We start from the raw sequence: 25,251 nt of genomic DNA, 5'->3' as shown, positions 1-25,251 counted from the left end.
TGCTAATACCTGAGTTTTAGTTTGCGAATGACATTCTTATAGAGCCGCAAATCGCTTTTCTTTACGAGCAAAAAGCGGTGATATGGTTCGTTCGTGACTTTCTTGTAGAGAAAAATCTTGACCACAAAACTGACAAAATAGGTAATGGTCGCCGAAAGCGCTGCACCGTTAAGACCATACTTCGGTATAAGGACAACGTTCAGCAGCAAATTAAACAGCACATTAAAAATGGACAGATACATGTTTAACTCCGGCTTTCCTCTACCCGCGATGTCGTTGGACAATATCTTTTCAACCGAAAGCAACGCTACACCCGGCAAGATGATCCGCAGCAAATTTGCACTATTTTCATATTGCTCGCCAAACAATGTGACGATCAGATCCTTTGCGATGAGTGTACCGGCCAATGCAATCACAAACGTAATCGCTAAAATATTCCGTGACACCAGCGAGGTCAGATGGTTTCGTTCTTCTTCGGTTTCGATGGCGGCAATTTTAGGGTAAAGGACATTTGACACCGATGCTGCAAAAATAGCAAGTCTTTCCCCGATATTCATCGCGGTGACATAAATCCCCACTGCCGAATCCACCATGAAGAAACCGATAAGAAAGATAACAATGCGGTAGTTCAGAAAACTCGCAAAGTTACTGATATGCGCCTTCAATCCATATTTAACGGATTTTCGGAGGTACTCCCATGAGAATCCCCGAAAATCAAAGCGCAATTTATGCCTTTTTTTCAGCTGATAGACCATATAAACAACGTTAATCAAGTTCCCTGCAATAAACGCCAGGATTGCTCCTTCCAGACCAAGTCTGAAGATCAGCACAAATACAGCAACAAAGGCCAATATGCCAAGCTGGTTCACCACCATCGCGGTATTGAACAGCTTAAAATCCTGCAATCCCTGAAAGACCGTCTGAAAATATTCACGCAAAAACATGAATGGCAGGGCAAGCAGGCACAAGTACAAGAGAACATGCGGTGTCTCATTAAAGAACTTTTCGGAAAAAAAGAAGATGACGACCGCTCCAAGCCCTATGCTGACAAGGCTCAGCAATGTGCCGATGATAATATTGTTGTTATAGACAGTATTTAGCTTAACCTCCCCTTTACTGATGTAATAAATGGTGGAGGTGTTGATGCCCAGGGTCAAAAAGGTGAGCAATACCGTAGGAAGAAGGGTGATCAGCGAGTATTTCCCCTGCCCCGCAGGTCCCAGAATCCGGGCAAGCACTACCAGCAGGAGAATGCCGATTACGATATTGGTCACCTGTCTGGAAAACGTTAAGAAACTGTTTCTGACAAAGCTTCGGTTGTCGTCGCTCATATCAAGAACCGCTCCCATTCTTTACACTCATTAAAAAGCTGTGGTAATTCTTTTGAGCATTGTATTCCTGTTCCCATTTACCATATGCATGCTCACGATAGGTTTGTTTTTGCTCAACGGGCAAAGCTGCAAATTTCTCGATATAACCCGCAAGTTCCTCTGCAGAGACATCAGATGGAATCAAGAAGCCGTTGCTCTCATCGACCAGCTCCCTCACTCCGCCAACATCCGTCGCAATGACAGGTATTCCTGTACTGAATGCTTCCATAATGGTCACCGGTATTCCTTCACTCGCACTGACATTAACAAAAAGGTCCACGGGGCTGGTTCGGTAAAATTCAAAGATTTGCTGCTGGGTCCAGTGCCCCTTGAAATCAATGGCAATCCGGCCATCCAGCTCTTCCTTTGCTTTTCTTTCCAGCTTTTCACGATCCTCCCCATCCCCTATATGGGTCCAATGGATCGGAATGGTTGTCTGCTTTAAAGCATCTACAAGCAGGTCCAGTCGTTTCACAGGCTTCACATACGAACAGGTTACAATCCGCAAGATCCCATCGGTGGATGGAGAAGACGTAAATCCTGGTTTTTCTGTACCCAAACGGTGAACAAGAAGATTCGCTCCTGCACCGGAATACTTGCCTTCCAAAAATCGTTTCCCATCCTCGGAAATCATGCTCACGGAATTTAACGCGTTAATCACTCTTTCCTGAAATGGAAGATAAGGAGGTGAATGCCTGTAATCATATACATCCCCGCCGTGAGCCCGTGAGACGGCGAGAAGTTCCGGATAGGTTTCCTTCAGCATGGCCAGCGCCACTGCGGCCGGCGTCAGCCAGTAGGAATAAAACACGGCATCATTTATGGCAAAGCCGGGATCATCGAGCCATTTTTTCTTTATTTCGTCACGGATCCTGAGAGCGTGACTGAGCCAATTGGCCAGCTGCATCAATCCTTTGCTTCCAAAAGCCCTGGCCTTCGGTAGCTCCGCTGAAAGCCAGCGGCGTCCCTGGGGGTCGGCGGTTACACTGTAAAAGGTATGAATATACTTTTTTGTGCCTCCCGGTCTTCCCGGTATGGAATGCAGCTGAATAGGATCAGGTACCATACGCTTTTCACCACTGCCATTGACTGAAGCAATATCTATTTTTTCAAATAGGTTCACCATATACTTCATTTCAGTTTCCAAGAACTGCTCCCCGGGCAGATAGGGATAACGGTTGGTTATAAGAATCATGTGCTTTCTTGCTGTTTCCTTCACGTTTTGCAATGTGTTCACCATCCTTGGTATCCTTGCTGCTCTTTTCATTCTTTCCAAAACTGGCCCGTATAAGGCCGTTCACTTAATCTTTCGAAGGCCATTTTCTTTTGTGAAACCTTAACTTTCCATAAAGCGGCCTGAGTTCTTATGATAGGGGTTGATTGTTAACGCACCTTAAATTTATTATGAAACTTTTGTAAAATAATGCGGAATAAGGCTTTACAGCTCCCTTATTCTTCATTAAAATGTAATATTCTTTATAATTTTTTTATTGAATTTACACAACTTTAAAGGTATCTTTATTGTATGCTTCCATAAATTTACGTTCCTTATGTCGAGGGTATTCGACAAGGACGAGAAGATACTCTGTTGTTCCAGCAGTAAAAACGAACCAAAATATTAACTCATATAGATAAAAGAAGAGACAAAAAGGAGAATTTAATAGATGGACCGTCAACAAATGCGGAAAAAGAAGCAGAAAAAAAGACGCATTAAATTTATCGTCTTTCCACTGATTCTTATCCTTTTAGGAACAGTCGGTTTCGGATCTTATTTAACCTATAAATTAGCGAATGCTTCATCAAAAGCGCAAGAGACGCTTTCACGGGGAGAAAAATCGAATCTTCGTCTCAATGCTATTGATCCAGGCAAGGATAACTTTTCTGTTCTGATTGCAGGTATTGATGACAGTAAACACCGGAAGGGTAAAAAGGGATTTGAAGGCAACCGTACAGATGCCCTGATCTTAGCCACCTTCAATCGGGAACAGAAATCAGTAAAAATGGTCAGCATCCCGCGTGACTCTTACGTTCAGATACCTGGCCGGATCAACAAAGATAAAATCACACATGCCCATGCCTATGGCGGCATCGACCTGACTGTTGATACTGTGGAACACTTGTTTAACCTTCCAGTAGACTACTATGTACGTGTTAACTTCGATGCTTTCTTGCAAATTGTAGACACGCTTGGCGGCGTGGATGTGGATGTGAAAAAGAAAATTGTCGAGCAGGATAGCCAGGACCGGCCGAAAGCCATTACCATTGAACCCGGCAAGCAACGCTTAAATCCTGAAGAAGCGCTTGCTTATGCCCGTACCCGGCATGCAGACTCTGACATCATGCGGGGCGACAGGCAAAAACAAATCGTGGAAGCCATCATTAAAGAATCCACACAAATTAAGTCCATTCCAAAGTATGGTCAGCTGATTGAAAACGTCGGAGACAACATGTCCACCAACTTTACGCTGGGTAACATGATTGCACTCCTTAAATACGCAAAATCAATAAACAATATTGAATCGTTGAGCCTGGAAGGCAGCGATGCAAGGATCAATAATATCTATTATTATTCCTTAGACGAGCAATCAGTACTCGATGTTTCAAACAAATTGAAAGAACATCTGGACTACTCAGGAACAGGAACAACAGATACAGATACAAACAGCAGCACAGACAGCACTACAAATTAAGACGCTCAAGTAAGCTGGCCAATCATGGCCAGCTTTTTCTTTTTCCGTTTATTGAAATAACTGGATTATTACCCCTATTTTTCAAAATAGAGATCAATTGACATTTTTCGACTAATCCACTAAGATTTTAAGATGGTAGAGAACGGGTATAAGTAAGATGGATATAAATTTATTCTAAAATAACGATAGAAAACAGGGGGATTTAGAAATTGAGTAAAAATATCATAATTCGCGCCGGCATGGCGCCGTATGACAATTACGAACCAACGCAGATTATTGTCAACAATTCGATCGGCGGAAACGTAGGTAACTTGGTGTATCAATACAGTGTGTTCCGAACCCTAATGACAGAGGGGACTACTATAACACCAGACCATTATGATTTTAATCCCAAGTATGCCGATGAGATCAACGAAAAATACGATGCGTACATTATTCCTTTGGCAGATGCGTTTCGGGAGGACTTTGTTCCGTCATTGCGCAAATATACGAAATTGATCAAGAAACTTAAGATTCCAGTGGTAGTGATTGGTGTAGGCCTCCGCGCGCCATTTGAACCAAAACTCAATGAAGGCTTCTCTTTTGATGAAGATGTAAAAGCCTTTGTTAGTGCGGTATTGGAAAAGTCATCCATTCTGGGTCTGCGCGGCCAAATTACTTCTGACTATCTTTCAAGACTCGGCTTCCGGGAAGGAACCGATCACACAGTTATTGGCTGTCCTTCCATGTATGCGTACGGCCGGGAGCTGAAAATACGTGAAACAAATATTACACCAAATTCCATGGTAAGCGTCAACTCTTCACGCCTTTCACCTAAGAATGTGCTCGATTTTATTGACAGAAGCATGAACCAATTTCCAAATCATTACTTTATTCCGCAATGGATGAAAGAAATGGTGATGACCTATGTAGGCGCCCCTTCTGTATCCAACGCAAAGGACAGCTATCCGAACCGCATGTCCCACCCATTGTATCTTGAGGACCGTGTCCGTTATCCTCTCAATGCTACAGGATGGTTTGATTTCCTTAAACAGGCAGACTTAAGCTTTGGTGCCCGGCTGCATGGAAATATTGCTGCTGTTCTGGCAGGTACACCTAGCATCCTCATTCCAAAAGATGCCCGCATGAGAGAGTTGGCAGAGTACCACAACCTTACTCATATTATGGCCAACGAAATTACCGATCAAACCAATATCATGGACCTGGTCGAAACACTTGATTTCCAATCGGTCACCAAAAATCAGGGCAAAAACTTTGATCATTATATTGATTTCTTAAACAAAAACAATCTTGATCATATTTATAAAGAAACCCTTACTCCTTCTTCAGTACCGCTTGATGACAAAATGGATCAGTCTAAGGTTCGTCCTCCAATTGGCACCATTACAGGCTGCACAAAAGAGGAAATGGTTCAGCGGTGGGAAAGCTATTACCCTAAAGTAAATGCCAAAGAAGAAGCCAAAGCTGAGCAAACCAAGAAAAAACTAAATGCCAAAATCAGTGAAAAAGATAAAATCATTAAAAAGCAACGCGGAACACTAAATCGAAAAAGTGTAAAACTGGCCTTAAAAGTCGCCGATATCGTAAAATAACAAAAACGCCCCTAAAGCCGATTGGCTTTAGGGGCGTTTTTTTTACTTTAAGCAAAGAAACGGTCAACGATCCGACCAGCTGCGCCACCGTCTTCGAGGCTGCAGTATTTCTCATGAAAAGCCGTATATCGCTCACTGTAGTCATGCTTAATACGCTCAATATTTTTAATGGACTGCGTCACTTCGTCTGAGGTTCTCAGCAGCGGCCCGGGTGCTTCTTTTTCAAAATCCATGTAGAAGCCCCGCAATTGATCACGGTACATCTCAAAATCATACGTAAAGAAGAGAATCGGCCGCTTCATATTCGCGAAGTCAAACATGACCGAAGAATAGTCGGTGATCAATATGTCTGTCACCAGATACAGATCCTGGATATCCGGATAGCTTGAAACATTGTATACGAAGCTCTTGTATTCTTCAGGAATGGACACCTTGTTGCTGACAACCACATGCATACGAAGCAAAAGCACATAGTCATCTCCCAGTTCCCGCTGCATTTGTTCAAAATCGAATTGCAGTTCAAAGGTGAACTTGTTGTTTTTCGACGTTTGATTGTCCCGGAAGGTCGGTGCATACAGAATCACCTTTTTATCCTCCGGGATGCTCAACCGCTGGCGGATGCTGTCTGTCAGTTGGCTTCGGTCCTCCCTGTAAAAAATGTCGTTACGGGGATAGCCGATCTCGAGCATCTCGCCTTTATAGCGAAATGCACTTCTGAATGCCTGACTGGCATAAGGACTCGGAGAAATAAGATAGTCCCACGTCTTGGTTGCTTTATGCACACGCTCGACATATCCTTCGTCCCGGCCCTCCACCTGCTCAATATCAAAGAGCATCCTCTTAAGTGGTGTTCCGTGCCAGGTTTGGATATAGGTCGTTTGTTTCCGTTTCCCAAGATAGGTCGGGAAGTTCTGATTGTTTACCCAGTACCGTGCTTTTGCAAGATAATAATAATAGCTGGGACTAAGTCGTTTAACGACTTTCGTATCCGGGTCCATGAACGCACCCTTTTTGTTGTAGATCCAAACCTTTTTATAATTCAGCCCGCGTCTGAGGATTTCCTCATAAATGGCGCGAGGGCTGTCGGCATACTGCTTACCCACACCGCTCTCGAAAACAATCAGGTTTTCATCAACCGGAAGGATACGCTGTGCCACTTTATAAAAGACACGCATGGATGGAAAATAGTATTTGCTTTTGCGATACCGCCGCAAAAACGCCTGAATGAGTTCATCATCCTGAATAGAACGGATCCAATGCTTTTTCGCAGGAAATTCCGAGACTGCCTCATAAATCCGGTCATTATGATGCAGGTCCCTGTACTTTAAAAATTTATAGGATCGTCTGATGTATTGTTCTTCTGCAGCAAAGTGATTTTTTGCGTATTTTTTCACCTCTGTAAGAATCTCCTCTGCATCAAGTACGATTCTTCCCGGCAAATCATTTTCCAGATCAAGGTGAGACGGACGTTTTCCAATAAAACGGTTTTGGTCAAACTGATAATAGAGAATCGGTTTATGAAGGAAGCTGAAATCGAATCCGACCGATGAATAATCGGTAATCATCATGGCGCTTTCCTTCAGCAGCAGCTGAACATCCACTTCTCCCTGGCTGATGATTCGTACAGGAGAATCGGCAAAAAAGGATGTAAACTTCTGCATGTTCGGATGCAGGCAAAATACGATTTCAAAATTCAGCGAATCCGCTAATTCGTGCAGCATCGGATGATTGATCAGCTCCCGATAGCGCTCAAAATACTCACTTTCAATGAACACTTCATCGGTTATAATCCAGTCTCTCCAGGTTGGAATAATCAACAATTGGCGCTTTTTCTCAACATCGTCTGCCAGCAGACTGTCAAACCTCGAAAGCCCGGTAATGGCTACTTCGTCAGGGTCGTAGCCAAAATCATGAACAATCATATTTTTTTCAAAGTCGGAGCTGACCAAAAATAAGTCTGTATCAAAGCCTGGCGCCCGTTTCCCATAGTTGGCCACCATATTTTTGGTTCCCATGACTCCATGCTGCAAAAAGATCTTTGTCGCTTTTATCGCTTTTTTATACTGTTTGGTCCGTAGCGGATACAAATAATCCGGGTGATGAGAACCAATTACCTTTTGTGCCATGAAGGTATGAAAAATGTGTTCCTTTGATTTAAAGTAAAGAATATTCCCCAGCTCTTCTACGTTTCTTATTTCCGGTGAATCCTGCTCAATCACATAATACACATTCTTCTCGGGATGCTGTTTTCGTACGTAGTTAAAAAAGTGGTATCCAGTGTCCTGTGCCTTATAGGGACGTTCTCCCACCAGCCATATGTTTCGTTTTTTGTAAAATGGCCTTAGAAGCCATGCCCAGCGCTTAATTTTTCTAAGATACCGGTAAGTGCTTTCCTCGAATTCATCCACTTGAAGGGAAAGGTTAAAACCTTTAAAGGTAAAGTAAGGCGCGAGGGCATACGTGCTTTCCCCTGCTCTGGCATAGCCGTCCCTCAAAAAATACTTCACCTGAAATCTTGGCCGGCCAATCCTGACCAGAACAGGTGGGTGAGGAAATCCAAAGCTCAGTTCAAAGAAGAAATCATAAATATCCTGGCTGTACATCGGGTCGTTAAACAACGGCTCGAAATCCACATTCACTCCATATCTGTAGCGGTGCATTCCAAACTTCAGCCGTGTTTCTTCATGCATCTTTTCGATTTCAGCAGGAAGCCGTTTTTCCACGTTGGTATCACGGCCTTTTAACAGCAGTTGAATGTTATTGATTCCAGCATCCCTTGTAAAAAGTTTTCCATTAAAGGAAAGCTTGTCTTTTCGAAAGTACATCTCATCGATCTGCACTTTCGGCTTTATGTTCACCATTCCCCGGGTCACAAAGGAAACATTCCCTTTTTTTGTAACATAAAGATATGAACTTAAACCTTCTTCGGTTTGGTAGGGGACAAATTCCTTATAGTCCATTTCAGCAAAGCGGCCAAGGCGGATTGGATAGCAAATATCCTGTCCGCCATCTGCACGGGGATAAAAGACAGCCAGGTCCTGCTTCCCTTCCAGTAAGTCTTCCTTTACCTCTTCAGCAGGGCGCTGTATTCCAAGGTACAGATCAAAGTTTGCTCGTTCTTCACCAGGAAAAAGGGAATCAATGTCACTCACCCGGACTTCAAACGAAAAACGGGGGGATGGTTCTATTTCAGCTACCTTGATCAGCTCACCGGTATTGCGGGATAAAAACAGAAGCTCCCTGACCCGGACATGGGAATCTAAATATCCTTCAATGGCCACCTTCTCCCCGGTTTGCATGATCATCAACCATTGCTTAAATGTCTTTCTTTTGCGGACCTTTTTTTCCGGCCGCAGCATATGTATGATTCGATTTAAAATACCGGTTCGGTTTTTCATTCTTCCATTCTCCCTCATGTCATATCTCATTGGATCTCAGACGTATGTAAGCGCATACTTACAATCTATTAGAAAAAGGGTGCCTGACGTTTTATGAACGCAGCACCCGTTCTCTACATCCCGGACGATTACTTTGCAGATGAAGCTTGCAACTTGTCTCCAGGCTTGTTCTGGCCGCTCTGTTTGAGCTGCACTTGTTGTTTGAAGCGTTTCTTTTCTTCCTTCGACATGGCTTTGTATTCCTTCAGAAATTCTTGATACTTCGGAAGGATCTCTTTCATTGGCCCATAGGCACGAACTTCACCGTATTCCAGCCAAAGAATTTTTTCACAGAACTTTTTCACCTGGCCCATGGAATGGCTGATAAAGAAAATAGTCTTGCCACGCTCTTTGAATTCGTTCATTTTATCCAAACATTTATCAGCGAAGGTTTGGTCTCCTACAGACAATGCTTCGTCAATAACGAGGATATCAGGATCCACTGTTACCGAAATGGCAAATCCAAGACGCGACTTCATTCCGCTTGAATATTTCTTAACGGGCTGATCAATGAACTTTCCAATCTCAGCAAACTCGATGATTTCCGGTTCAAGGCGTTTGATCTCCTGCTTGCTGAAGCCAAGCATCAGGCATTTCAGCTCAATGTTTTCCCGTCCGGTTAGCTCGTTGTTCAATCCTGAGGCAATGGCGATCAGGGAGACTTCTCCATTTAATTCAATCGTTCCGGTTGTTGGCGGAATAATTCCGGATATGAGGTTGGACAAGGTTGACTTTCCTGATCCGTTCACACCGACAATCCCGATAACATCGCCCTGTTTCGCTTCAAAGCTGATATTTTGAATCGCATAAAAGTCCTCGCCGTAGCCATTCGGCAAAATAATATCAAGCAGCTTTTCAGCTGGCTTTTTATACATTTTATATTTTTTTGTGACATCGCGCACAATAACGGTTTGGTTACTCATGTCCATCTCTCCTGTATTCTTACAAGTAATCCACGAATCGGTTTCTTAACTTCACATGGAGTGCGGAACCTATTATGAACAGAACCAGAACAAAGCCCCAGAAATACAGCGTGTGTTCCCAATGTTCAAAAAACCATGCCCTGCTTAACAGAGCGTCGCGGTATCCTTCAACAATATAATTAAAAGGGTTCCCTTTTATAATCAGTTTAATGAATTCAGGCAGTTTGTCACCTTTCGGAACCCACAAAATCGGCGTAATGTAAAACAGCATCCGCATGATCGATTGCACAAACATCTGGACGTCACGCACGATCGTTGAAAGGGTTGACGTGATCAGGGAAAGGGAAAATACAAGCGCTATGGCAGCCACCATATAATAGGGAAGCTGCAGATAATACAGCGAGATCTTTCCGTGATCTGTGAACTGAAAGATGACGGCAATCACTGCGAGCAGCATCACATTCGGATAGAAGATGGAAAAGATCACATAGCTCGGAATGACGCTCAACGGAAAATTCATCTTGGCGATAATTTTTATTCTTGTATAAATCGATTTGGAGCCGTTTAATATGGCCGGACTGATAAAGAACCACACGATAATCCCGGCTACAAGCCATTGCAGGAAGGGAACTTCCTGACCGGCAGTTCCTACACTTTTTCCTTGCCGGATTCCCATCCCAAACACCATCCAGTAAACTGCAACTTGGATAGCGGGATTAATGACCTCCCAAAGCATTCCCAAATAGTTGTTGTTATTCTTTATTTTAAGCTCATACATCGATAAACGAATCATGAGGTAAAAGCTGTTAATTTGTTCTTTTAGTACTTTAAAAGCTGAAATCATGTTTAGTAATCCTCTCCCAAAGAGATTGGTTTAGAATACTTTTTGAACGGCTTTGTGAGAAGATTGTCCACTTTCCAAATAGCAAAATCGTTCATAAAAGTCATCAAAGATCTCTGATTGAATCTCATATCCATCAGACTCAATTTTCTCTATGGCTGAAATAACCTCATCTGTTGTCTTCACTAAAGGTCCTGGTGCGTACGTTTCAAAATCAAAATAGAAGCCCCTTAATTTATCACGATAAGAATCAATATCATATACAAAGAAAAGCATCGGACGCTTAAGGTTTGCATAATCGAAAAACACAGAAGAATAGTCAGTCATCATGATATCTGATACGAGATACAACTCATTTATGTCTCCATGGTAAGAGAAATCAAAAACAAACCCTTCATATGGCGACAAATCAAAGTTCTCCGCCACCAGATAATGCATCCTTAACACTATAACATAATCTTCACCAAATTTATCCTTTAGCTGCAAGAGATCAAGCTCGAGGTCGAATTTATAGCGCCCTTTACCGTAGAATTGATCATCACGCCATGTAGGTGCATAAAGAATGACTTTTTTATCCTGTGGAAGTTGAAGTTTCTCTTTTAAGTCTTTAATATCATCTGGATTGTTCTTCGTGTAGAGTACATCGTTCCTGGGATATCCCACTTCCACCACTTCTTTTTGAAAATTAAACGCACGCCGAAAAATTTCGGTTGAGTAAGCATTTGGGGATAAAAGATAGTCCCATTTGCTTGATTCTTTATGAAAGTTGGCTTTGTATTTTTTGGTATTTGTTCCTGGCATATGGACCTCATCCATATCAGCTGCCAGACGTTTAAGCGGTGTTCCATGCCACGTTTGGAAATAAACCGTGTGTTTCGCCTTTGGAATCCATAGCGGCATTCGGCTGTTTGTTACCCAGTAACGTGCGCGCGCCATTTTAAACAGCCATTTGATTGAAAAACGTTTGGCATAAGGAATGCCTGCATTTTCAAACTTGCTGATGCTTCTTCCATCAACACTCCAAACCAGTTCCAGATCCGGACGGTTCTCTTTTAAGTATTCGTAGATCGCACGCGGATTACAACTGTACTGTTTACCAAGAAAACTTTCAAACATTACTAAATTTTTCTTAACCGGCAGATAGCCTGCCATTTTGAAGGCCACCATATATGCTTTTTTCGTCTTTTTATGCTGCTTTACCTTCGTAATTGTGCGCCTTACCTTTTTCTTCAGTTCTTGTAAAAGGCTGTACTTAACCACCTTAATAACAAGCGATCTCGTTTTTTTACGGGTAATGAGAGAGACCTTCTTTTTTCCTTCATACATATTGATGATAATGGACTTATTAATTCTTCGTTTAAAGGAAAGCAATTGAAGCGGATATGCCCGATCTTCTTGATCAGAGGCCGCCTCTTCCTCATCCTTCCATTTAAAATATAAACGGAAGGTCGAATTTTCATCCATATTGCAGAATTCTTTCACAGGAATCAGTGCCTTAAAACCCATCGCCACATAAGGCTGCTGCTCCTGATAGTAGGGATTAAGGTCTTTGCGGGTTAGAGTCACAAAGGGGATCGCAAGTTCTTCAAATCCTTCGGGGCCCCTAATAACCAATGCTTTTTCCAATGCTTCATTTTCATCGGAGAACGGAGAAAAATAAAAGCCCTCTATAGTTACATTTCCTCTCTTATCAAGGTCTGCACTCTCAACTTTGATCAACGTACCGCGGTCATGGACTTTGAAGGAAAGGTTGCCTTTATTCGTCGTATATGGTGTTATAGCCTGTTTGGTCTCAGGGTGCACAACAGCACCGAGTTCCAGAAATGCGTGTTTCGTTCTCATACGGTATTTCTTTTCAATAATTCCATATTCTTCAAACGTCTCTTCCGATTCTGGTTCTTCTTCGCTATCATTTTCGATTACACTATCATTATCAGTCTCTGTTGAAGTTTCTTCTTCAGCAGTTTCACCTTCATCAATGTCATCTTCAGAGCTGGCATTTTCATGCTGCTGTTCGTCAGGAGACACCGCCTGTTTTGCATGAATTATCAGATATACATCCCAAACAAGACCTTTTCCAATTTCTAATTGATCTAACTGGGATTCAAAGACATAATACTGTTCATTTGCTTCTAAAACGGTGAACGGGACCTCCCATTCAAGACCCGTGTTACGTTCAACCATTAAAAGATGTCCTTCTAATGGTTCCTGAAAGACTGAACTGTTCTTTAAAAGATATTTTATAATAGCAACATTTTCATTGAATTCGATAGTATGAAGGATGCACTTTCTTTTTTTCGTTGGTGCAAAACCGTCTTGGATCTGTATGTTAACTTCCGCCTGCATTTACGTTTCTCTCTCTTTCTGCATCAAGAATATATTCAGCCAATAACCGGCTCGAGTGTCCGGAGTGATATTGGTTCCACTTAGCCGAAAATTGCTGAACTTTATTCATGTCATAACCCTTTTCTTTAATTACTTTTATCAATTCATAACTGTCAAAAACGATTGGTCCCGGGACCAAATTTTCGTAATTATCCCATAGCCCCCTGGATTTACAATACTCCTCAAGATCATATGGATAAAAAATCATCGGCCGATTTAAAAGTGAAAATTCATATGGAATGGAAGAATAATCACTAATTAAAATATCTGTAATCAATAAAATCTCGTTGACGTCCCATCTGGAGGAATAATCGTAGACAAATCCTGGATAACGTGATTCTATATCCATCTTATGCGCGAGTACAGGGTGGCTTCTTATTAATAAAACATGATCATCGCCTAATTCACGATACATCAGATCAAGATCAAGCGGCAGTTTAAATCGATTTAAAAGATGATCACGATAGGTGGGTGCATACAAAATCACTTTTTTTCCTTTTAACGCGTTGTTTTCTCGATATAATTTTTCTTTAATGCCGCGTATTTGTTTTTCATCAAAAAAAAGATCGGTTCTAGGTACACCGGTCCGTAAAAAGTTTGAGGATGAAAGTTGGAAGGCTTCCTTAAATATATCAGCCATCGTATCAGATCCAACAACAACTTTGTGAAAGTTTTTGTAAACATTTAAAAATCGCTTACGAGCCTGCCGGCTTCTATAGGTGATGGACTCATCTTTCAATCCGAATGTTTTAATAGCGCCCGCAGCATGCCAAAGTTGAATGCATTCTGCCTCATCCTTAAATTTAATTGCTGAAAGGAAACCAAAATAATTATCCACAAGCACCACTTTGGCAGTGGCCAGGTGATAGGCCGATCTAGCTATACTTATTATTGAATTATCAAATGTAATAAGTTTTGCATCTGATTTATAAGGATTCAATTTAGGTATTGCATTTTTTTTAGCCAAAAAAACAATAGAGCTATCCGGCTGCATCTTTTTCAATTCTTCATAAAGAAAAACCGAATTGTCTCCAAACGAAACAACAAAGGTCACTTTATCTTTCCTGAGAGGAAAGAGTTTGAAAAAACCAAACTGAAGCTTGAAATAAAATAAATACAGCCAGATAGCGATTTCCTTAACCATTGTTCACCGAAAATAAATCCTTTTTAATCTGGGAAGTAGAGATTCCGATCGTACGCGGCAAGTAGATTACTTCGCAATAATCCTTCAAGAAATCAAATTTCCCTTCCCAATCGTCTCCCATAACAAAGATGTCCACATTGTGATCCACTACGTCTCTTACTTTTTGATCCCAGCTTTTCTCCTCAATCACTTCGTCCACATAGCGAATGGACTCCAAAATCATTTTTCGATTGTCAAAGCTGTGGTATGATTTTTTATTTTTAATTGCGTTAAATTCATCTCCGGAAAGGCCCACAATCAGATAGTCTCCCAAATCTTTTGCCCGTTTCAGCAAATTGATGTGTCCCCAATGAAGCAAGTCAAATGTCCCATAAGTCAATACTTTTCTCATGGCCTTCACACTCCTACTAATTAGAATGAAAAAAATTTCCAGTCCGACGAATTCGGCCCATGTTTTAAATCTATGAAATAAAGGTAAATTTCACGTAAAGTTTTTTCGAGAGCCTCCGCAACAATAAAGCCTTACTTCATGGACAAAATACAAGGTGTATTTACAAAAAATTAATCATACTTTTACAAAAGCAGCTCATTCATGATATAATAATTCGTAAAAATACTTGCATTTTGGTACCCTTACTCATAATATAATCTTTAAGTTTTTTTTACAAGCTCTTAATGAAGTTTTTACATTTCCTTCTTTTTATGGAAATGGACCTATTCTAATAGGTTGATAGCAAGGTAGTTTAAGAGCCTACATACTTACACGTATGAAAAAGTGAGGATCTGGTGTTATGAAAAATACAGTAAATATACTAGGAATAAACTTTATAAATACAACCGTAAAACAATTCGTCCACACGCTGGGTTCCCACATCGAGAATCGTGAAAAGACATTTGTTGTCACTGCGAACCCCGAAATTGTCATGGATGCCCGCAAAAATGAGACGTTGATGAATATTATTCAGGGAGCAGATTATGTGACAGCCGATGGCATTGGAATTGTAAAATCGGCAGGTCTTCTCGGAGTTCCCCTTCCTGAACGGGTACCGGGATTTGATGTCACCATGAGACTGTTGAAGCTTGCGAATAAAAAGGGGCTCAGCGTCTACTTGCTTGGCGGCAAGGACCGCGTAGTGGAAAAGGCAGCCGACCGAATTAAAAGCGATTTTCCAAATGTGAAGATTGCCGGCTATCATCATGGTTATTTCGACTTGGCTGATGATCAGATCATGAAGACGGTGGAAAGCACAAAGCCCGATATTATACTTGTGGCATTGGGTGCTCCCCGCCAGGAACAATGGATTTCAAAGAGCATGCCATCGTTTGACCATGGGATCTTTATCGGTGTTGGCGGTACATTCGATGTTATTGCCGGTGAGGCAAAACGGGCACCGGAAATCTGGCAGAAGATGAACCTGGAATGGTTTTATCGCCTGGTTAGACAGCCTTCCCGCTGGAAACGCCAAATGGCGCTGCCGCAATTTGCGTTTAAAATTCTACAGCAAAAGCTTCAGAAAAATATTACACCAGCTGATAAGCCCTTCATGTAGGGGGCTTGTTTTTTTGTTGTCCGATCTTAACAGCATTTACAAAATTTGTAGTTTTTATACGTTTATTTTTAATGATTATGATATAATCCATAAAGAGATAATCTTCAACAAATAATCAAATGAATCGACAATCCTTTTCGTAATGAATATGGTTTGATATGAGGTGTACCAAATGTTAATTTTGACATTGCTTATATGTTTTCTTGCCTCTTTTAGTCTAACTCCATTAATTAAAAAATTGGCACTTGCGGTGGGAGCCGTTGACCGGCCATCTGAGCGGAAGGTTCATGCGACAGTGATGGCCCGTCTTGGCGGACTGGCCATCTTTATCAGCTTCATTCTCGGCATCCTGATCGCTCACCCACCGAATAAAACCGTTTGGCCCATTGTACTTGGGGCATCAGTGATTATACTGACAGGCTTCCTGGATGATAAATTCGAGCTTTCTCCAAAACTTAAGCTCCTGGGACAAATCGCTGCCGCATTAGTCATTGTTTTCATGGGGGATATTCAAGTAAATTTTATTAACCTTCCCTTTAATGGAAGGCTTGAACTGGAATGGCTGAGCGTCCCTGTCACGGTGATTTGGATTTTGGCCATCACGAACTCCATCAACTTGATTGATGGATTGGACGGGCTCGCTGCAGGTGTTTCCTCCATTGTATTGATTACCATCTCGATCATGGCGATGATCATGGGTGATGCATTTGTCCTGATGATTGCGTCTGTAACGTTATTCAGCACGCTCGGCTTTCTCTTTCATAATTTTTATCCGGCGAAGATTTTTATGGGAGACACAGGTGCCCTCTTCCTGGGCTTTATTATCGCCGTCGTTTCCCTTCTCGGATTTAAAAATGTAACCATGTTTTCCTTGGTTGTTCCGGTTATCATTTTGGGGGTTCCCATTTCCGATACGATTTTTGCTATCATTCGCCGGATCGTTCATAAACAGCCCATCTCATTGGCAGATAAATCACATCTTCATCATTGTTTACTTCGATTTGGGTTCTCACACCAAAAAACCGTTCTTATTATTTATGCCATGAGCTCGGTTTTCGGACTGGCTGCCATCATTTTTTCCACCTCCACGCTTTGGGGATCCATGATTATACTGGCGCTTCTGACCATCGGAATCGAACTGGTGGTGGAGAGCATAGGACTGGTCAGCCAAAATTACAAACCCGTTTTAAACGCGATCAAACGACCGCAAAAATAAAAACAAGCTGCATCCCTCTATGCAGCTTGTTCGGCTTTCAGACAACGTTCAGGTCTGAAAGCTTTTTTAATGGCTGATTTTTTCAAACAGTGTTTCCCAGTGCTGGAAATGAAGCTCTTCATTCCATCTTGCTTTTGCCTTTTTATACCCTTCCTCCCCCATTGTCTTGGCTTTCTCCGGGTTCTTTAGCAGCTCAAGCATATAGTGGGCCAATTCATCCTGACTGCGGTTTTGGACGAGATATCCATCAACGCCGTGGTCAATGAGATCAGAAGGGCCATATTTAATGTTGTAACTGATCACGGGAGTGTAGTTCGCCATCGATTCCATAATCACAAGGCTGAGCCCCTCATATTTGGAGGTAAGCACCGTAAAAAGGGATTGTTTGAAGACATGTCCCACTTGATCGCAGTACCCTTTTAACTGGACATGCTGCTGTAAATCCAATTCGGCAATCAGTTCCGCCAGTTCTTCCTCTGCCGGTCCCGACCCATGTATTTCAAGCCGGGTTTCCGGGAATTGGCCAACCACCTGTTTAAAGCTTCTGATCGCCTCATCCAGCCCTTTTTCTTCATGCAGCCTGGACACCATCGAAATCAAGTGAGGGTCCTTTCGAACAGAAGACGTATCCTCCATGGGTGTAACAAAGTGGGGAATAACATAAATGTTCCCCGGATCTCCGTATTGCTCCGCAATGTCCCGCTTCTGTTCTTCAGTTAGCAGCACAAGAGCGTCTGCCTCCTTGAAACGGTCCAACAGTTCTTTGTGATTCTTTTTAATGTCACTGCCCTTCTTATGGGGAAATGAAAAATGATTGGTATGCACTGCAAGAATCCGGTAAGCCCGGTCTTTATCGATATCCAAAACTTTGGCTGCGCTGCCAGGCCCGTCGCAAATGACATAAGGTTTCTCTTCCGACTGTTTGCACATTTCATTCAGCCAGCTGACGTGAAAATCCTCATTGGATGTATACATCTTACAGCTTCGGTCCTGGGCATTAAATAGAAAGAGTTTCTCAAGCTCACCTGTTTCTCCGTTATACCAGCGGCTTAAATAACAAAAACCGTGCTCCGTGCAATAATTTTTCACTGTTGCCTTTTGTGTTGACGGGTGATAATGAGTTGTTCTATACAATTGGCCCCTGTAAAAATCTTCTCTCCTCGACCTTAATCGGTTTTCATTATAATAATCTATATACTTCAGTTCTCCATTGGCATCACGTTTTTCATCTTTGATTAATACTCCATTTTTAAAATAGCGTTCATGACGCTTACCACGATGAACCACATAATCTTCTTCAGACTCTGAAATGGCTTCTTCTTTATAGCCTGACGTATTTTTCATTTTGTAAAAATCATGGATGTTCAGGATTTCTACGTCGGGATGCAGCCGCCCCACTCCCTTTAGGGCTGCTTCCACCTCTGGGTAGTTCTTCTTGAAATTCAATGTTAGAAGGGTAACACTGTATCCCCTCTCACACAGAAGCCAGGAGCGGTTCAGCATCACCCTTGTGATTCCTCCCTTATCAATATCAATGTTGCCTATGACCATATATACCTTTTTCTTCATGTCTGACAGACCTTTCTGTACGGATATTTCTTGTCCATTTCCCGTTCCGCTCTTCAATCAATCCTAAATGTAAAAAAAGGATGAAAGAGAGGGATTCTCATTCATCCTTAAAATTTATGATTGAAGTTCTTCTTCGTTCTCTTCCCCTATTCCGAGGAAAATACGGTCAACCACCCGTTCACTCGCCTTCCCGTCAATATCATCAAAGAAGTAGTTTACAAACGGCTGTACCTTTTCCATTTTAAAATCTTCCCTTTTGATGGTAGAAACCAGCTGGTCTGTTGTTTTGACAAGCGGGCCAGGGATGAAAGAATGGTAATCAAAATAGAAATCCCTTTTTTGAATGTATTCCTCTACATCATACGCAAAGAAAATCATCGGTTTGTTTAACAGCGCGTACTCAAAGCAAACGGAAGAATAATCCGTAATCAGAATATCCGTTACAAATAGCAGATCATTGATTTCCCGGTAAGACGAGAAGTCATAGAAAAATTCGCTGTATTGATAAGGAATGCTAAAATCATTTTTAACAAAAGGGTGAACTTTGAATAAGAAGACATACTCGTCTTTCAGTTCTTCATAAATCTTGTCAAGATTTAGCATTTCCATATTATAATGTGCAGATTGCTGACCGTTGCCCCTGAAGGTAGGCGCAAAGGTAATGACCTTTTTGTCCCTTAAGAATGGAAATTCCTCGTATAATCGATCTTTCACTTCTTTTTGGTAAGCTTCATCAAAGAAAACATCAGTTCTCGGTATTCCGGTAGGTACAACATACTCATCTGAAATACCGAAGCCTTCAGCATAATACTTACCAATATTATGGGAGCTCACGATGGCTTTTGTGTAATTTCGGTGGTTTAATGACTTCGGAGACGGTCCACCCGGTCTTCCCAAACGGCTGAATCCAAACGTCTTAAATGCCCCAACCGCATGCCAGAGCTGAACAAGCTCAGCCTTATCCCTGATTTTCAGCGGATAGACGAGCGGATAAAAATCATCCAGGACAATAAATTTGGATGTTGCCATATCATACGCAAGCCTGATCAGTTCAGTGTAGCTCTTCTTGACCCCTACACCTTTTTTCAGCATGAAATGATAATCAAAATCGAGATCTCGCTTCAGCATTTCTTCATACACAAACTGAAAATTCCCGCTCATATCTTCACGGCTGTCAGAGGCAAACAACACCTTTTTCTCCTTGATCGGGAAGAGGCAGCAAAAGTTATAAATTTGCTTGAACACTTTGGAATAAAAGAATCGGTAAAATGGCGTTCTTCTGATCGCTTCATCCATATCAAGCTCTGCCGGATCAAAATCCTTCAATTTGGACGAAACCAATTTCAGTGTTTTTACTTCCCGGTCATACGTGGCCAAAAGGTTGTATTTCAAGTGTCTTCTTGCAGAGAAGTACTCCATTTTTGCAGAATAAAAACCATTCGGTAAAAAGGACTCGATATTTCCAAGCGGATACCTTTTCCTTACCAAATCTTGTCCAGGGACATTCATTTCGATTTCGATATAAAACGTATATTCGGAATCAATCAGCGGCTTGTTCCCCAGCTCAATGCGGGAAAAATTAATTTCCCCCTGAAAGCCAGCCCATTTATAATCCTCACTGATCGTTTCATTCATGTGCAATGCGTCAATTTTTATATCCTGCAATGGAATATGGATGTCCGGCAGGTTCTTCTTATTGACCAGTATCAATCTTTTTTTTACATAATCATCTTCGTGAATAGGAATATTATCCAAGTAATAATAACCTTTGATTTTCATTACTGGCCCCGTAAAGGATAGATGGGTAATCTTCCGTCTGGGCACTAAATTATCTCTGACACCTGCCATTTCCTTTATGAGAGGAAGGGTGGGTTCCAACTTGTCTTTTTTTATGATAACGTGCTTGTCATTAATTATTAAATCCTGGTCAGGAAGTTGCTGCTGCTGGTTATTATTTCTGCCCAGCATCCTTCTCAGTTTTCTTTTAACCCTCGTAATCATTTACTGAACTCCAATCTATTCCTCATTTCTGCCGTATCAAATCGAATGAATGCTTTTATTTCATAATCGCGTTTACTAAGCGTTCAGCGGCTTTGCCATCCGCATAGTCAAAGAATCGATCTCTGAAGGCATTGATTTTTTGATAATCATACTCACCCTGCTTAATCCAATTCCCAAGCGCCACGGTTTCATTAAAAAACGGGCCAGGGATAAAAGACTGGTAAACATAATAAAAGTTTCGTTCAGATTTATATTCTTCCAAATCCGTTGCAAAAAATGCGATTGGACGCCCCAGCAGGCTGTATTCAAAGATAACGGACGAATAATCTGTAATCAGGAGATCTGAAATAATCATTAATTCATTGATGGTAAAGTCCTGTTTGATTTCAAATACAAATTGCTCGACAGAAGGCTCAATCGTCACCGGGGTTGTAATATACGGATGCAAATGCACAAGCAGGGCATACTCGTCTCCCAGTACCTTTTGCATTGCTCCAAAATGGATCGGGCATTCAAATTGATCCTGGTAATGGCTCTTTCCCCGAAAGGTCGGCGCATAAAGGAGCAATTTCTTGTTCTTCAGCTGCGGGTATTTTTCATAAAAACGGTTCTTCACCTTCGCATGCTTATCTTTCATGAAGAAGTAATCCGTTCTCGGCACGCCCCATGGCTTGATTTTCTCTTCTTCCATATCAAACGCTTCCGCATAATATGGAATAACCTCTGATGAGCTGACGGCCACCTTTGAATAGTTCGAATGGATCTTCACATGCTCCAAATACTTTCGGCTCGGGCCAAACGAGTTGTCAATCGTACTGTAACCAAACTTTTTAAACGCACCGGCCGCATGCCATAACTGTATGATTTCCGATCCTTTTCTTGGCTTGATGCAATAAACCGGAAAGTAATAGTCATCAATAAAAAAATATTTGGAAGTCGCCAGATGATAGCTGGCCTTAATCATGTGCAACACGTAATCCAGTTTCCCTGCAAATGAGAAATCGAACTTCTTTAATAAGAAAAACGTATCATATTGCTGCTTCCTGGTTCGTTGAATCTCTTTATAAACGTAAGCAAGATTACCCGTAAGCTTATCGGATCGATAAGACGCAAAGGTAACCTTGTTCATTTTTAATGGAAAGAGGACGGAACAGAGGAAGAAGATCACACGGATAAATTGCTTGACTGCTATGGTGGGCAGCAATTTCAAGAATGACATTTTCCATCCTCCCCTTTCATTTTTTTATGGCAGGGAAAGATATTCAATTAGATTTTCCACTCCATAATTGTTTTTCCCCAAGATGTTGTCAAATCCTTCTCAAACGCATCGATGATATCCTGAATCGTACGTACTTCGTGCACTGAACCAACCAGCAACTCGAGGTACTCCACGACTTCCGGAATCTCTTTCATAAATTCAACGGTGTTGACAAAGTCGGCTTTGCCGCTTCGGCTGCTTCCAATAACAGTCAACCCTTTTTCCAGGATCATACGGGTATTGATTTCTACAGGATATTCGGAAACTCCGAGGATCGCAATGGAACCTTCCGGATGGATGTAGTCAATGATTTGATTAATCGCGTCCTGGCTCCCTTTGCCGCCTGCACATTCAAATGCATGGTCAATACGGACATCCTCAGGAATTTCGTCAATATTATACGCTTCATCAATAAAGGAAAAGTGTTCCATCTTATATTTGGTTTTTCCAAACAAATAGATCTTGCTGTTCGGGTAACGCTTTTTGAGAATGAGAGCCGAAATAAATCCAAGGTTGCCGTCTCCCCATACGCCAAACGTATCCCTTCTGCTGTGTGCCTTCTGTTCAAAACGTACGAGCGCGTGCATGGTAATGGTAATCAACTCGATAAAAGCAGCCACATGAGGGCTCATGTCTTCCGGAAGCTGCACCAGCCTGTCTCTTTTAAGAAAAACATAGTCCTGCATAAAACCGTCATAACCGCTGGAACGAAACTTACTGGATCTTAAATAGTTTTCTGCAATAATGTCATCTTCTTCAGTCGGTATATTGGGAACCATAACAACCGGAGTTCCTGTTTTGAATTCCCCTTTTGCATCATACACGACCTTGCCGATCCCTTCGTGAATCAAAGCCATCGGTAATTTTTTGGCCATGGTCTGTTTTCCGCGGGTGCCTGTGTAATACCGCTGATCCGCAGCGCAAATGGATAAGTGTGTAGGGCGAACGACCACATAATCCGTTTGAAGAGACTCATCATTGTATGTCACTTCAAATTGGCGGGGAGAAACTAACCGATATACTTGATTAATCATCGGCCGATGCTCTCCTGGATAATGGCATTTGCCACTTTAAGATCATACGGTGTAGTTACTTTGATGTTGAACACTTCGCCCTTAACCAACTTCACATTCTCCCCTTTGAGCGCACAAATTTTGCAGGCATCAGTCAGGATGTTTTTTTGTTCATCACTTAGGGAATGATAATGGTCCACAAGCATTTTAATATTAAAACTTTGCGGTGTTTGTCCTTGATACATTGAGCTTCGTACAGGAATATTGGAGATGATTTCTCCGTCTGTGGATTCAATAATGGTATCAATCGCTTCAATCACTGTATCAACAGCTCTGTATTCCAAAGCGGAATCAATGTTTTCTTCAATAATCCGGTGAGTCAGAAACGGACGAACCGAATCATGTGTAACGATCACATCATCATCATTAAGGCCGAATGATTTCTCAATATAGTTAATTCCGCTCATAATGGAATCATTTCGGTCCTTTCCGCCTTCAACCACAACAATGCGGTCATCACCAGCTATATATTTTTTGATGATGTCTTTTGTATGAATTATCCACTCTTTAGGTGAAACCACCAAAATTTTATCAAACCGGTCGTTTAGAATAAACTTCTCAATGGTATGAATAATGATCGGTTTATTGTTCAATGTTAAAAATTGCTTGGGCATGTTGATATTCCCCATACGGGTTCCTTTTCCGCCCGCAAGAATCTCTGCATAGATCACAACTGTCAGCTCCTTTTTCAGTAATGCACCCTCTGATTTCTTTCTCTATTTAAAGTACCCTTACCTACATATTCGAAATCCAGTATATTTTTTGACGTTATTTATCACATCTTGTTGATTGATGTCAAAATGTCTAAATGTCTAAATTAAAATATAACACCAACCTATGTTCTTGACAATCAATAGACAATTATTGTCAAAAATTTGTAATAGGTCATAATACCTCGACAACAAATAGATCTTTTTGACGAAAAATGTGGAGATAAAGGTTTCAACTGCACAGAAAAAGGTTACTAACAGTGTGGCTGGTAAATTCATGCACGCAGTTGACGCATCTTATCAGCTTTCGTTAGAATAAATAACAGTATAATGCTCGCGTTTTGGTAAACAGGGGAAGGGGGAAATTATGGCCAGCAAACGCATACCATGGTTTGATAACATAAAAGGTCTGTTGATATTCATGGTCGTATTCGGACATTCAATCGAAATATACAGAGACTGGGATGGAAATACCATTCCTTTGTACTTGTACAACGCTATTTATACATTTCATATGCCTTTATTTATCATCATAAGCGGCTATTTCTACCGGCCGAACAAATTTAAGCGAACCGTCCAGCTTTTTGCCGTCTTTTTAATCTGGCAGTTGATCAACGGGGTGCTCTCAAAATTAATTAATGACCAGGAGATGATTACTCTTCACTCGGACAGCAGGGTCCTCGATTTGCTTCAGCCTTACTGGACCATGTGGTTTTTGTTGGGAATTATTGTCTGGGGCATGATTACTCCTTATGTGACCAAATTACGATTTCCACTGATTACAGCTATCGCACTTGCAATTTGGGTCAGTTACGTAAATGATGTGACCACTTGGTTTTCGTTGAGAAAACTTGTTAATTTCTATCCATATTTCTTGATCGGCTATTTATTGGCTGAAAAAAATGTCTTAAAAGCTTTGGCTGCACACTCCAAAACGTGGAAGATGCCAGGAAAATGGGTTTCAGCCGCTGTCCTTATCGGCTTTCTTGGATTTATGGTCATTTTCACCAACCATAATTGGGATACTGCCATTACGTTCATGAGGGATTCATACAGCCATTTTGAATGGTCATTTGTGAAAGGCGCTCTCATTCAGATTGCCATTTACGGCGGGGTTACCGTTCTATCCATCGCCATTATGCTTTTAACTTCTCAAGATAAGCAGCTTGTTCTGTTCAATAAATTAGGGATCTATTCGATTTTTATTTACTTGATTCATTCATCCATTGTTCGGGTGTATCGAGGCTTGCTTCCTGATCAAGTTGCTGAACATCCTGTAGCGCTGATTGCGGTCGCTGCTCTATTTGCCCTCTTCACTTGTTGGCTCATCACCAGAAAATTCATTATTGGTCTATTTAAACCACTGGTTGAGCCGAAAATGGATTGGCTGTTAAGAAATGAACAGAAGCCTCAGCCGTCATCGTTAAAAAATAAAGAATTTGTTTCCTAAAAAAAAGGATGCCAGCATGGTTTGCTGGCATCCTTTTTAGTA

The 25,251-nt window shown here is 41.6% G+C and carries 18 protein-coding genes; 5 read left to right on the top strand and 13 right to left on the bottom strand.

The window, feature by feature from the left end:
- Positions 1-2 precede the first annotated feature (2 nt).
- Both AS030_RS10840 and AS030_RS10835 read right to left on the bottom strand, forming a co-directional pair.
- On the bottom strand, positions 3-1,331 hold the full coding sequence (locus AS030_RS10840) for a flippase (RefSeq protein ID WP_162264549.1): 1,329 nt from the start codon (positions 1,329-1,331) through the stop codon (positions 3-5).
- A 1-nt stretch (position 1,332) separates the two neighbouring features.
- On the bottom strand, positions 1,333-2,610 hold the full coding sequence (locus AS030_RS10835) for a glycosyltransferase (RefSeq protein WP_061971843.1): 1,278 nt from the start codon (positions 2,608-2,610) through the stop codon (positions 1,333-1,335).
- A 424-nt stretch (positions 2,611-3,034) separates the two neighbouring features.
- Here AS030_RS10835 and AS030_RS10830 point away from each other — a divergent pair, with 424 nt between their 5' ends.
- Both AS030_RS10830 and AS030_RS10825 read left to right on the top strand, forming a co-directional pair.
- Positions 3,035-4,060 carry an LCP family protein gene (locus AS030_RS10830; protein ID WP_061971841.1) on the top strand — a complete coding sequence of 342 codons (1,026 nt, stop codon included), beginning with the start codon at positions 3,035-3,037 and terminating at the stop codon, positions 4,058-4,060.
- Between the two features lie 239 nt (positions 4,061-4,299).
- Entirely contained in the window at positions 4,300-5,652 is a 1,353-nt protein-coding gene (locus AS030_RS10825; protein ID WP_061972888.1) for a polysaccharide pyruvyl transferase family protein, read from the top strand.
- Positions 5,653-5,699: 47 nt separating this feature from the next.
- Here AS030_RS10825 and AS030_RS10820 read toward each other — a convergent pair whose 3' ends face one another.
- From AS030_RS10820 to tagD, 6 genes are all read right to left on the bottom strand, one after another.
- Entirely contained in the window at positions 5,700-9,050 is a 3,351-nt protein-coding gene (locus AS030_RS10820) for a CDP-glycerol glycerophosphotransferase family protein (RefSeq protein WP_061971839.1), read from the bottom strand.
- A 128-nt stretch (positions 9,051-9,178) separates the two neighbouring features.
- Positions 9,179-10,012 carry a teichoic acids export ABC transporter ATP-binding subunit TagH gene (gene tagH, locus AS030_RS10815; RefSeq protein WP_061971837.1) on the bottom strand — a complete coding sequence of 278 codons (834 nt, stop codon included), beginning with the start codon at positions 10,010-10,012 and terminating at the stop codon, positions 9,179-9,181.
- A 19-nt stretch (positions 10,013-10,031) separates the two neighbouring features.
- Positions 10,032-10,856: an ABC transporter permease gene (locus AS030_RS10810; RefSeq protein WP_061971835.1), complete on the bottom strand. Its 825-nt coding sequence runs from the start codon at positions 10,854-10,856 to the stop codon at positions 10,032-10,034.
- Between the two features lie 30 nt (positions 10,857-10,886).
- Positions 10,887-13,037: a CDP-glycerol glycerophosphotransferase family protein gene (locus AS030_RS10805; RefSeq protein ID WP_240482321.1), complete on the bottom strand. Its 2,151-nt coding sequence runs from the start codon at positions 13,035-13,037 to the stop codon at positions 10,887-10,889.
- 145 nt (positions 13,038-13,182) lie between these two features.
- Positions 13,183-14,382, bottom strand: coding sequence for a CDP-glycerol glycerophosphotransferase family protein (locus tag AS030_RS10800; RefSeq protein ID WP_061971831.1), 1,200 nt, complete (start codon positions 14,380-14,382; stop codon positions 13,183-13,185).
- The gene (gene tagD, locus AS030_RS10795) at positions 14,375-14,773 is read right to left on the bottom strand and encodes a glycerol-3-phosphate cytidylyltransferase (RefSeq protein WP_061971829.1); all 399 of its coding nucleotides are present in this window, start codon (positions 14,771-14,773) and stop codon (positions 14,375-14,377) included. The genes AS030_RS10800 and tagD overlap by 8 nt, the downstream gene beginning before the upstream one ends.
- Before the next feature lie 400 nt (positions 14,774-15,173).
- On the opposite strand from tagD, the gene AS030_RS10790 reads away from it, so the two are divergent.
- Positions 15,174-15,932, top strand: a complete 759-nt coding sequence (locus AS030_RS10790) for a WecB/TagA/CpsF family glycosyltransferase (RefSeq protein ID WP_061971827.1) — start codon at positions 15,174-15,176, stop codon at positions 15,930-15,932.
- Between the two features lie 172 nt (positions 15,933-16,104).
- A complete protein-coding gene (locus AS030_RS10785; protein WP_061971825.1) occupies positions 16,105-17,148 on the top strand; it encodes a glycosyltransferase family 4 protein in 1,044 nt (347 codons plus the stop codon).
- A gap of 66 nt (positions 17,149-17,214) precedes the next feature.
- Here the strand turns inward: AS030_RS10785 and AS030_RS10780 are convergent, their stop codons facing one another.
- The 5 genes from AS030_RS10780 to AS030_RS10760 form a co-directional block, all read right to left on the bottom strand.
- A complete protein-coding gene (locus AS030_RS10780; protein ID WP_141687069.1) occupies positions 17,215-18,717 on the bottom strand; it encodes a glycosyltransferase in 1,503 nt (500 codons plus the stop codon).
- Between the two features lie 114 nt (positions 18,718-18,831).
- Positions 18,832-20,718 carry a CDP-glycerol glycerophosphotransferase family protein gene (locus AS030_RS10775; RefSeq protein WP_240482319.1) on the bottom strand — a complete coding sequence of 629 codons (1,887 nt, stop codon included), beginning with the start codon at positions 20,716-20,718 and terminating at the stop codon, positions 18,832-18,834.
- Positions 20,719-20,773: 55 nt separating this feature from the next.
- A complete protein-coding gene (locus AS030_RS10770; RefSeq protein WP_061971822.1) occupies positions 20,774-21,937 on the bottom strand; it encodes a CDP-glycerol glycerophosphotransferase family protein in 1,164 nt (387 codons plus the stop codon).
- 47 nt (positions 21,938-21,984) lie between these two features.
- On the bottom strand, positions 21,985-23,010 hold the full coding sequence (locus AS030_RS10765; RefSeq protein ID WP_061971820.1) for a ribitol-5-phosphate dehydrogenase: 1,026 nt from the start codon (positions 23,008-23,010) through the stop codon (positions 21,985-21,987).
- Positions 23,007-23,720 carry an IspD/TarI family cytidylyltransferase gene (locus AS030_RS10760; RefSeq protein WP_061971818.1) on the bottom strand — a complete coding sequence of 238 codons (714 nt, stop codon included), beginning with the start codon at positions 23,718-23,720 and terminating at the stop codon, positions 23,007-23,009. Before AS030_RS10760 ends, AS030_RS10765 begins: the two co-directional genes overlap by 4 nt.
- 406 nt (positions 23,721-24,126) lie before the next feature.
- On the opposite strand from AS030_RS10760, the gene AS030_RS10755 reads away from it, so the two are divergent.
- Positions 24,127-25,209, top strand: coding sequence for an acyltransferase family protein (locus tag AS030_RS10755; RefSeq protein ID WP_061971816.1), 1,083 nt, complete (start codon positions 24,127-24,129; stop codon positions 25,207-25,209).
- Positions 25,210-25,251: the final 42 nt, after the last annotated feature.

Source organism: Fictibacillus enclensis (assembly GCF_001457035.1).
Classification (GTDB): domain Bacteria; phylum Bacillota; class Bacilli; order Bacillales; family Fictibacillaceae; genus Fictibacillus_C; species Fictibacillus_C enclensis.
This window is presented reverse-complemented; position numbering and strand designations above follow the sequence as displayed.

Excerpts from the sequence above, each read along its gene's own strand:
- AS030_RS10840 (WP_162264549.1), bottom strand. The coding sequence starts at position 1,331 with ATGAGCGACGACAACCGAAGCTTTGTCAGAAACAGTTTCTTAACGTTT.
- AS030_RS10835 (WP_061971843.1), bottom strand. The coding sequence starts at position 2,610 with ATGGTGAACACATTGCAAAACGTGAAGGAAACAGCAAGAAAGCACATG.
- AS030_RS10830 (WP_061971841.1), top strand. The coding sequence starts at position 3,035 with ATGGACCGTCAACAAATGCGGAAAAAGAAGCAGAAAAAAAGACGCATT.
- AS030_RS10825 (WP_061972888.1), top strand. The coding sequence starts at position 4,300 with ATGGCGCCGTATGACAATTACGAACCAACGCAGATTATTGTCAACAAT.
- AS030_RS10820 (WP_061971839.1), bottom strand. The coding sequence starts at position 9,050 with ATGAAAAACCGAACCGGTATTTTAAATCGAATCATACATATGCTGCGG.
- tagH (WP_061971837.1), bottom strand. The coding sequence starts at position 10,012 with ATGAGTAACCAAACCGTTATTGTGCGCGATGTCACAAAAAAATATAAA.
- AS030_RS10810 (WP_061971835.1), bottom strand. The coding sequence starts at position 10,856 with ATGATTTCAGCTTTTAAAGTACTAAAAGAACAAATTAACAGCTTTTAC.
- AS030_RS10805 (WP_240482321.1), bottom strand. The coding sequence starts at position 13,037 with ATGGTTGAACGTAACACGGGTCTTGAATGGGAGGTCCCGTTCACCGTT.
- AS030_RS10800 (WP_061971831.1), bottom strand. The coding sequence starts at position 14,382 with ATGGTTAAGGAAATCGCTATCTGGCTGTATTTATTTTATTTCAAGCTT.
- tagD (WP_061971829.1), bottom strand. The coding sequence starts at position 14,773 with ATGAGAAAAGTATTGACTTATGGGACATTTGACTTGCTTCATTGGGGA.
- AS030_RS10790 (WP_061971827.1), top strand. The coding sequence starts at position 15,174 with ATGAAAAATACAGTAAATATACTAGGAATAAACTTTATAAATACAACC.
- AS030_RS10785 (WP_061971825.1), top strand. The coding sequence starts at position 16,105 with ATGTTAATTTTGACATTGCTTATATGTTTTCTTGCCTCTTTTAGTCTA.
- AS030_RS10780 (WP_141687069.1), bottom strand. The coding sequence starts at position 18,717 with ATGAAGAAAAAGGTATATATGGTCATAGGCAACATTGATATTGATAAG.
- AS030_RS10775 (WP_240482319.1), bottom strand. The coding sequence starts at position 20,718 with ATGATTACGAGGGTTAAAAGAAAACTGAGAAGGATGCTGGGCAGAAAT.
- AS030_RS10770 (WP_061971822.1), bottom strand. The coding sequence starts at position 21,937 with ATGTCATTCTTGAAATTGCTGCCCACCATAGCAGTCAAGCAATTTATC.
- AS030_RS10765 (WP_061971820.1), bottom strand. The coding sequence starts at position 23,010 with ATGATTAATCAAGTATATCGGTTAGTTTCTCCCCGCCAATTTGAAGTG.
- AS030_RS10755 (WP_061971816.1), top strand. The coding sequence starts at position 24,127 with ATGGCCAGCAAACGCATACCATGGTTTGATAACATAAAAGGTCTGTTG.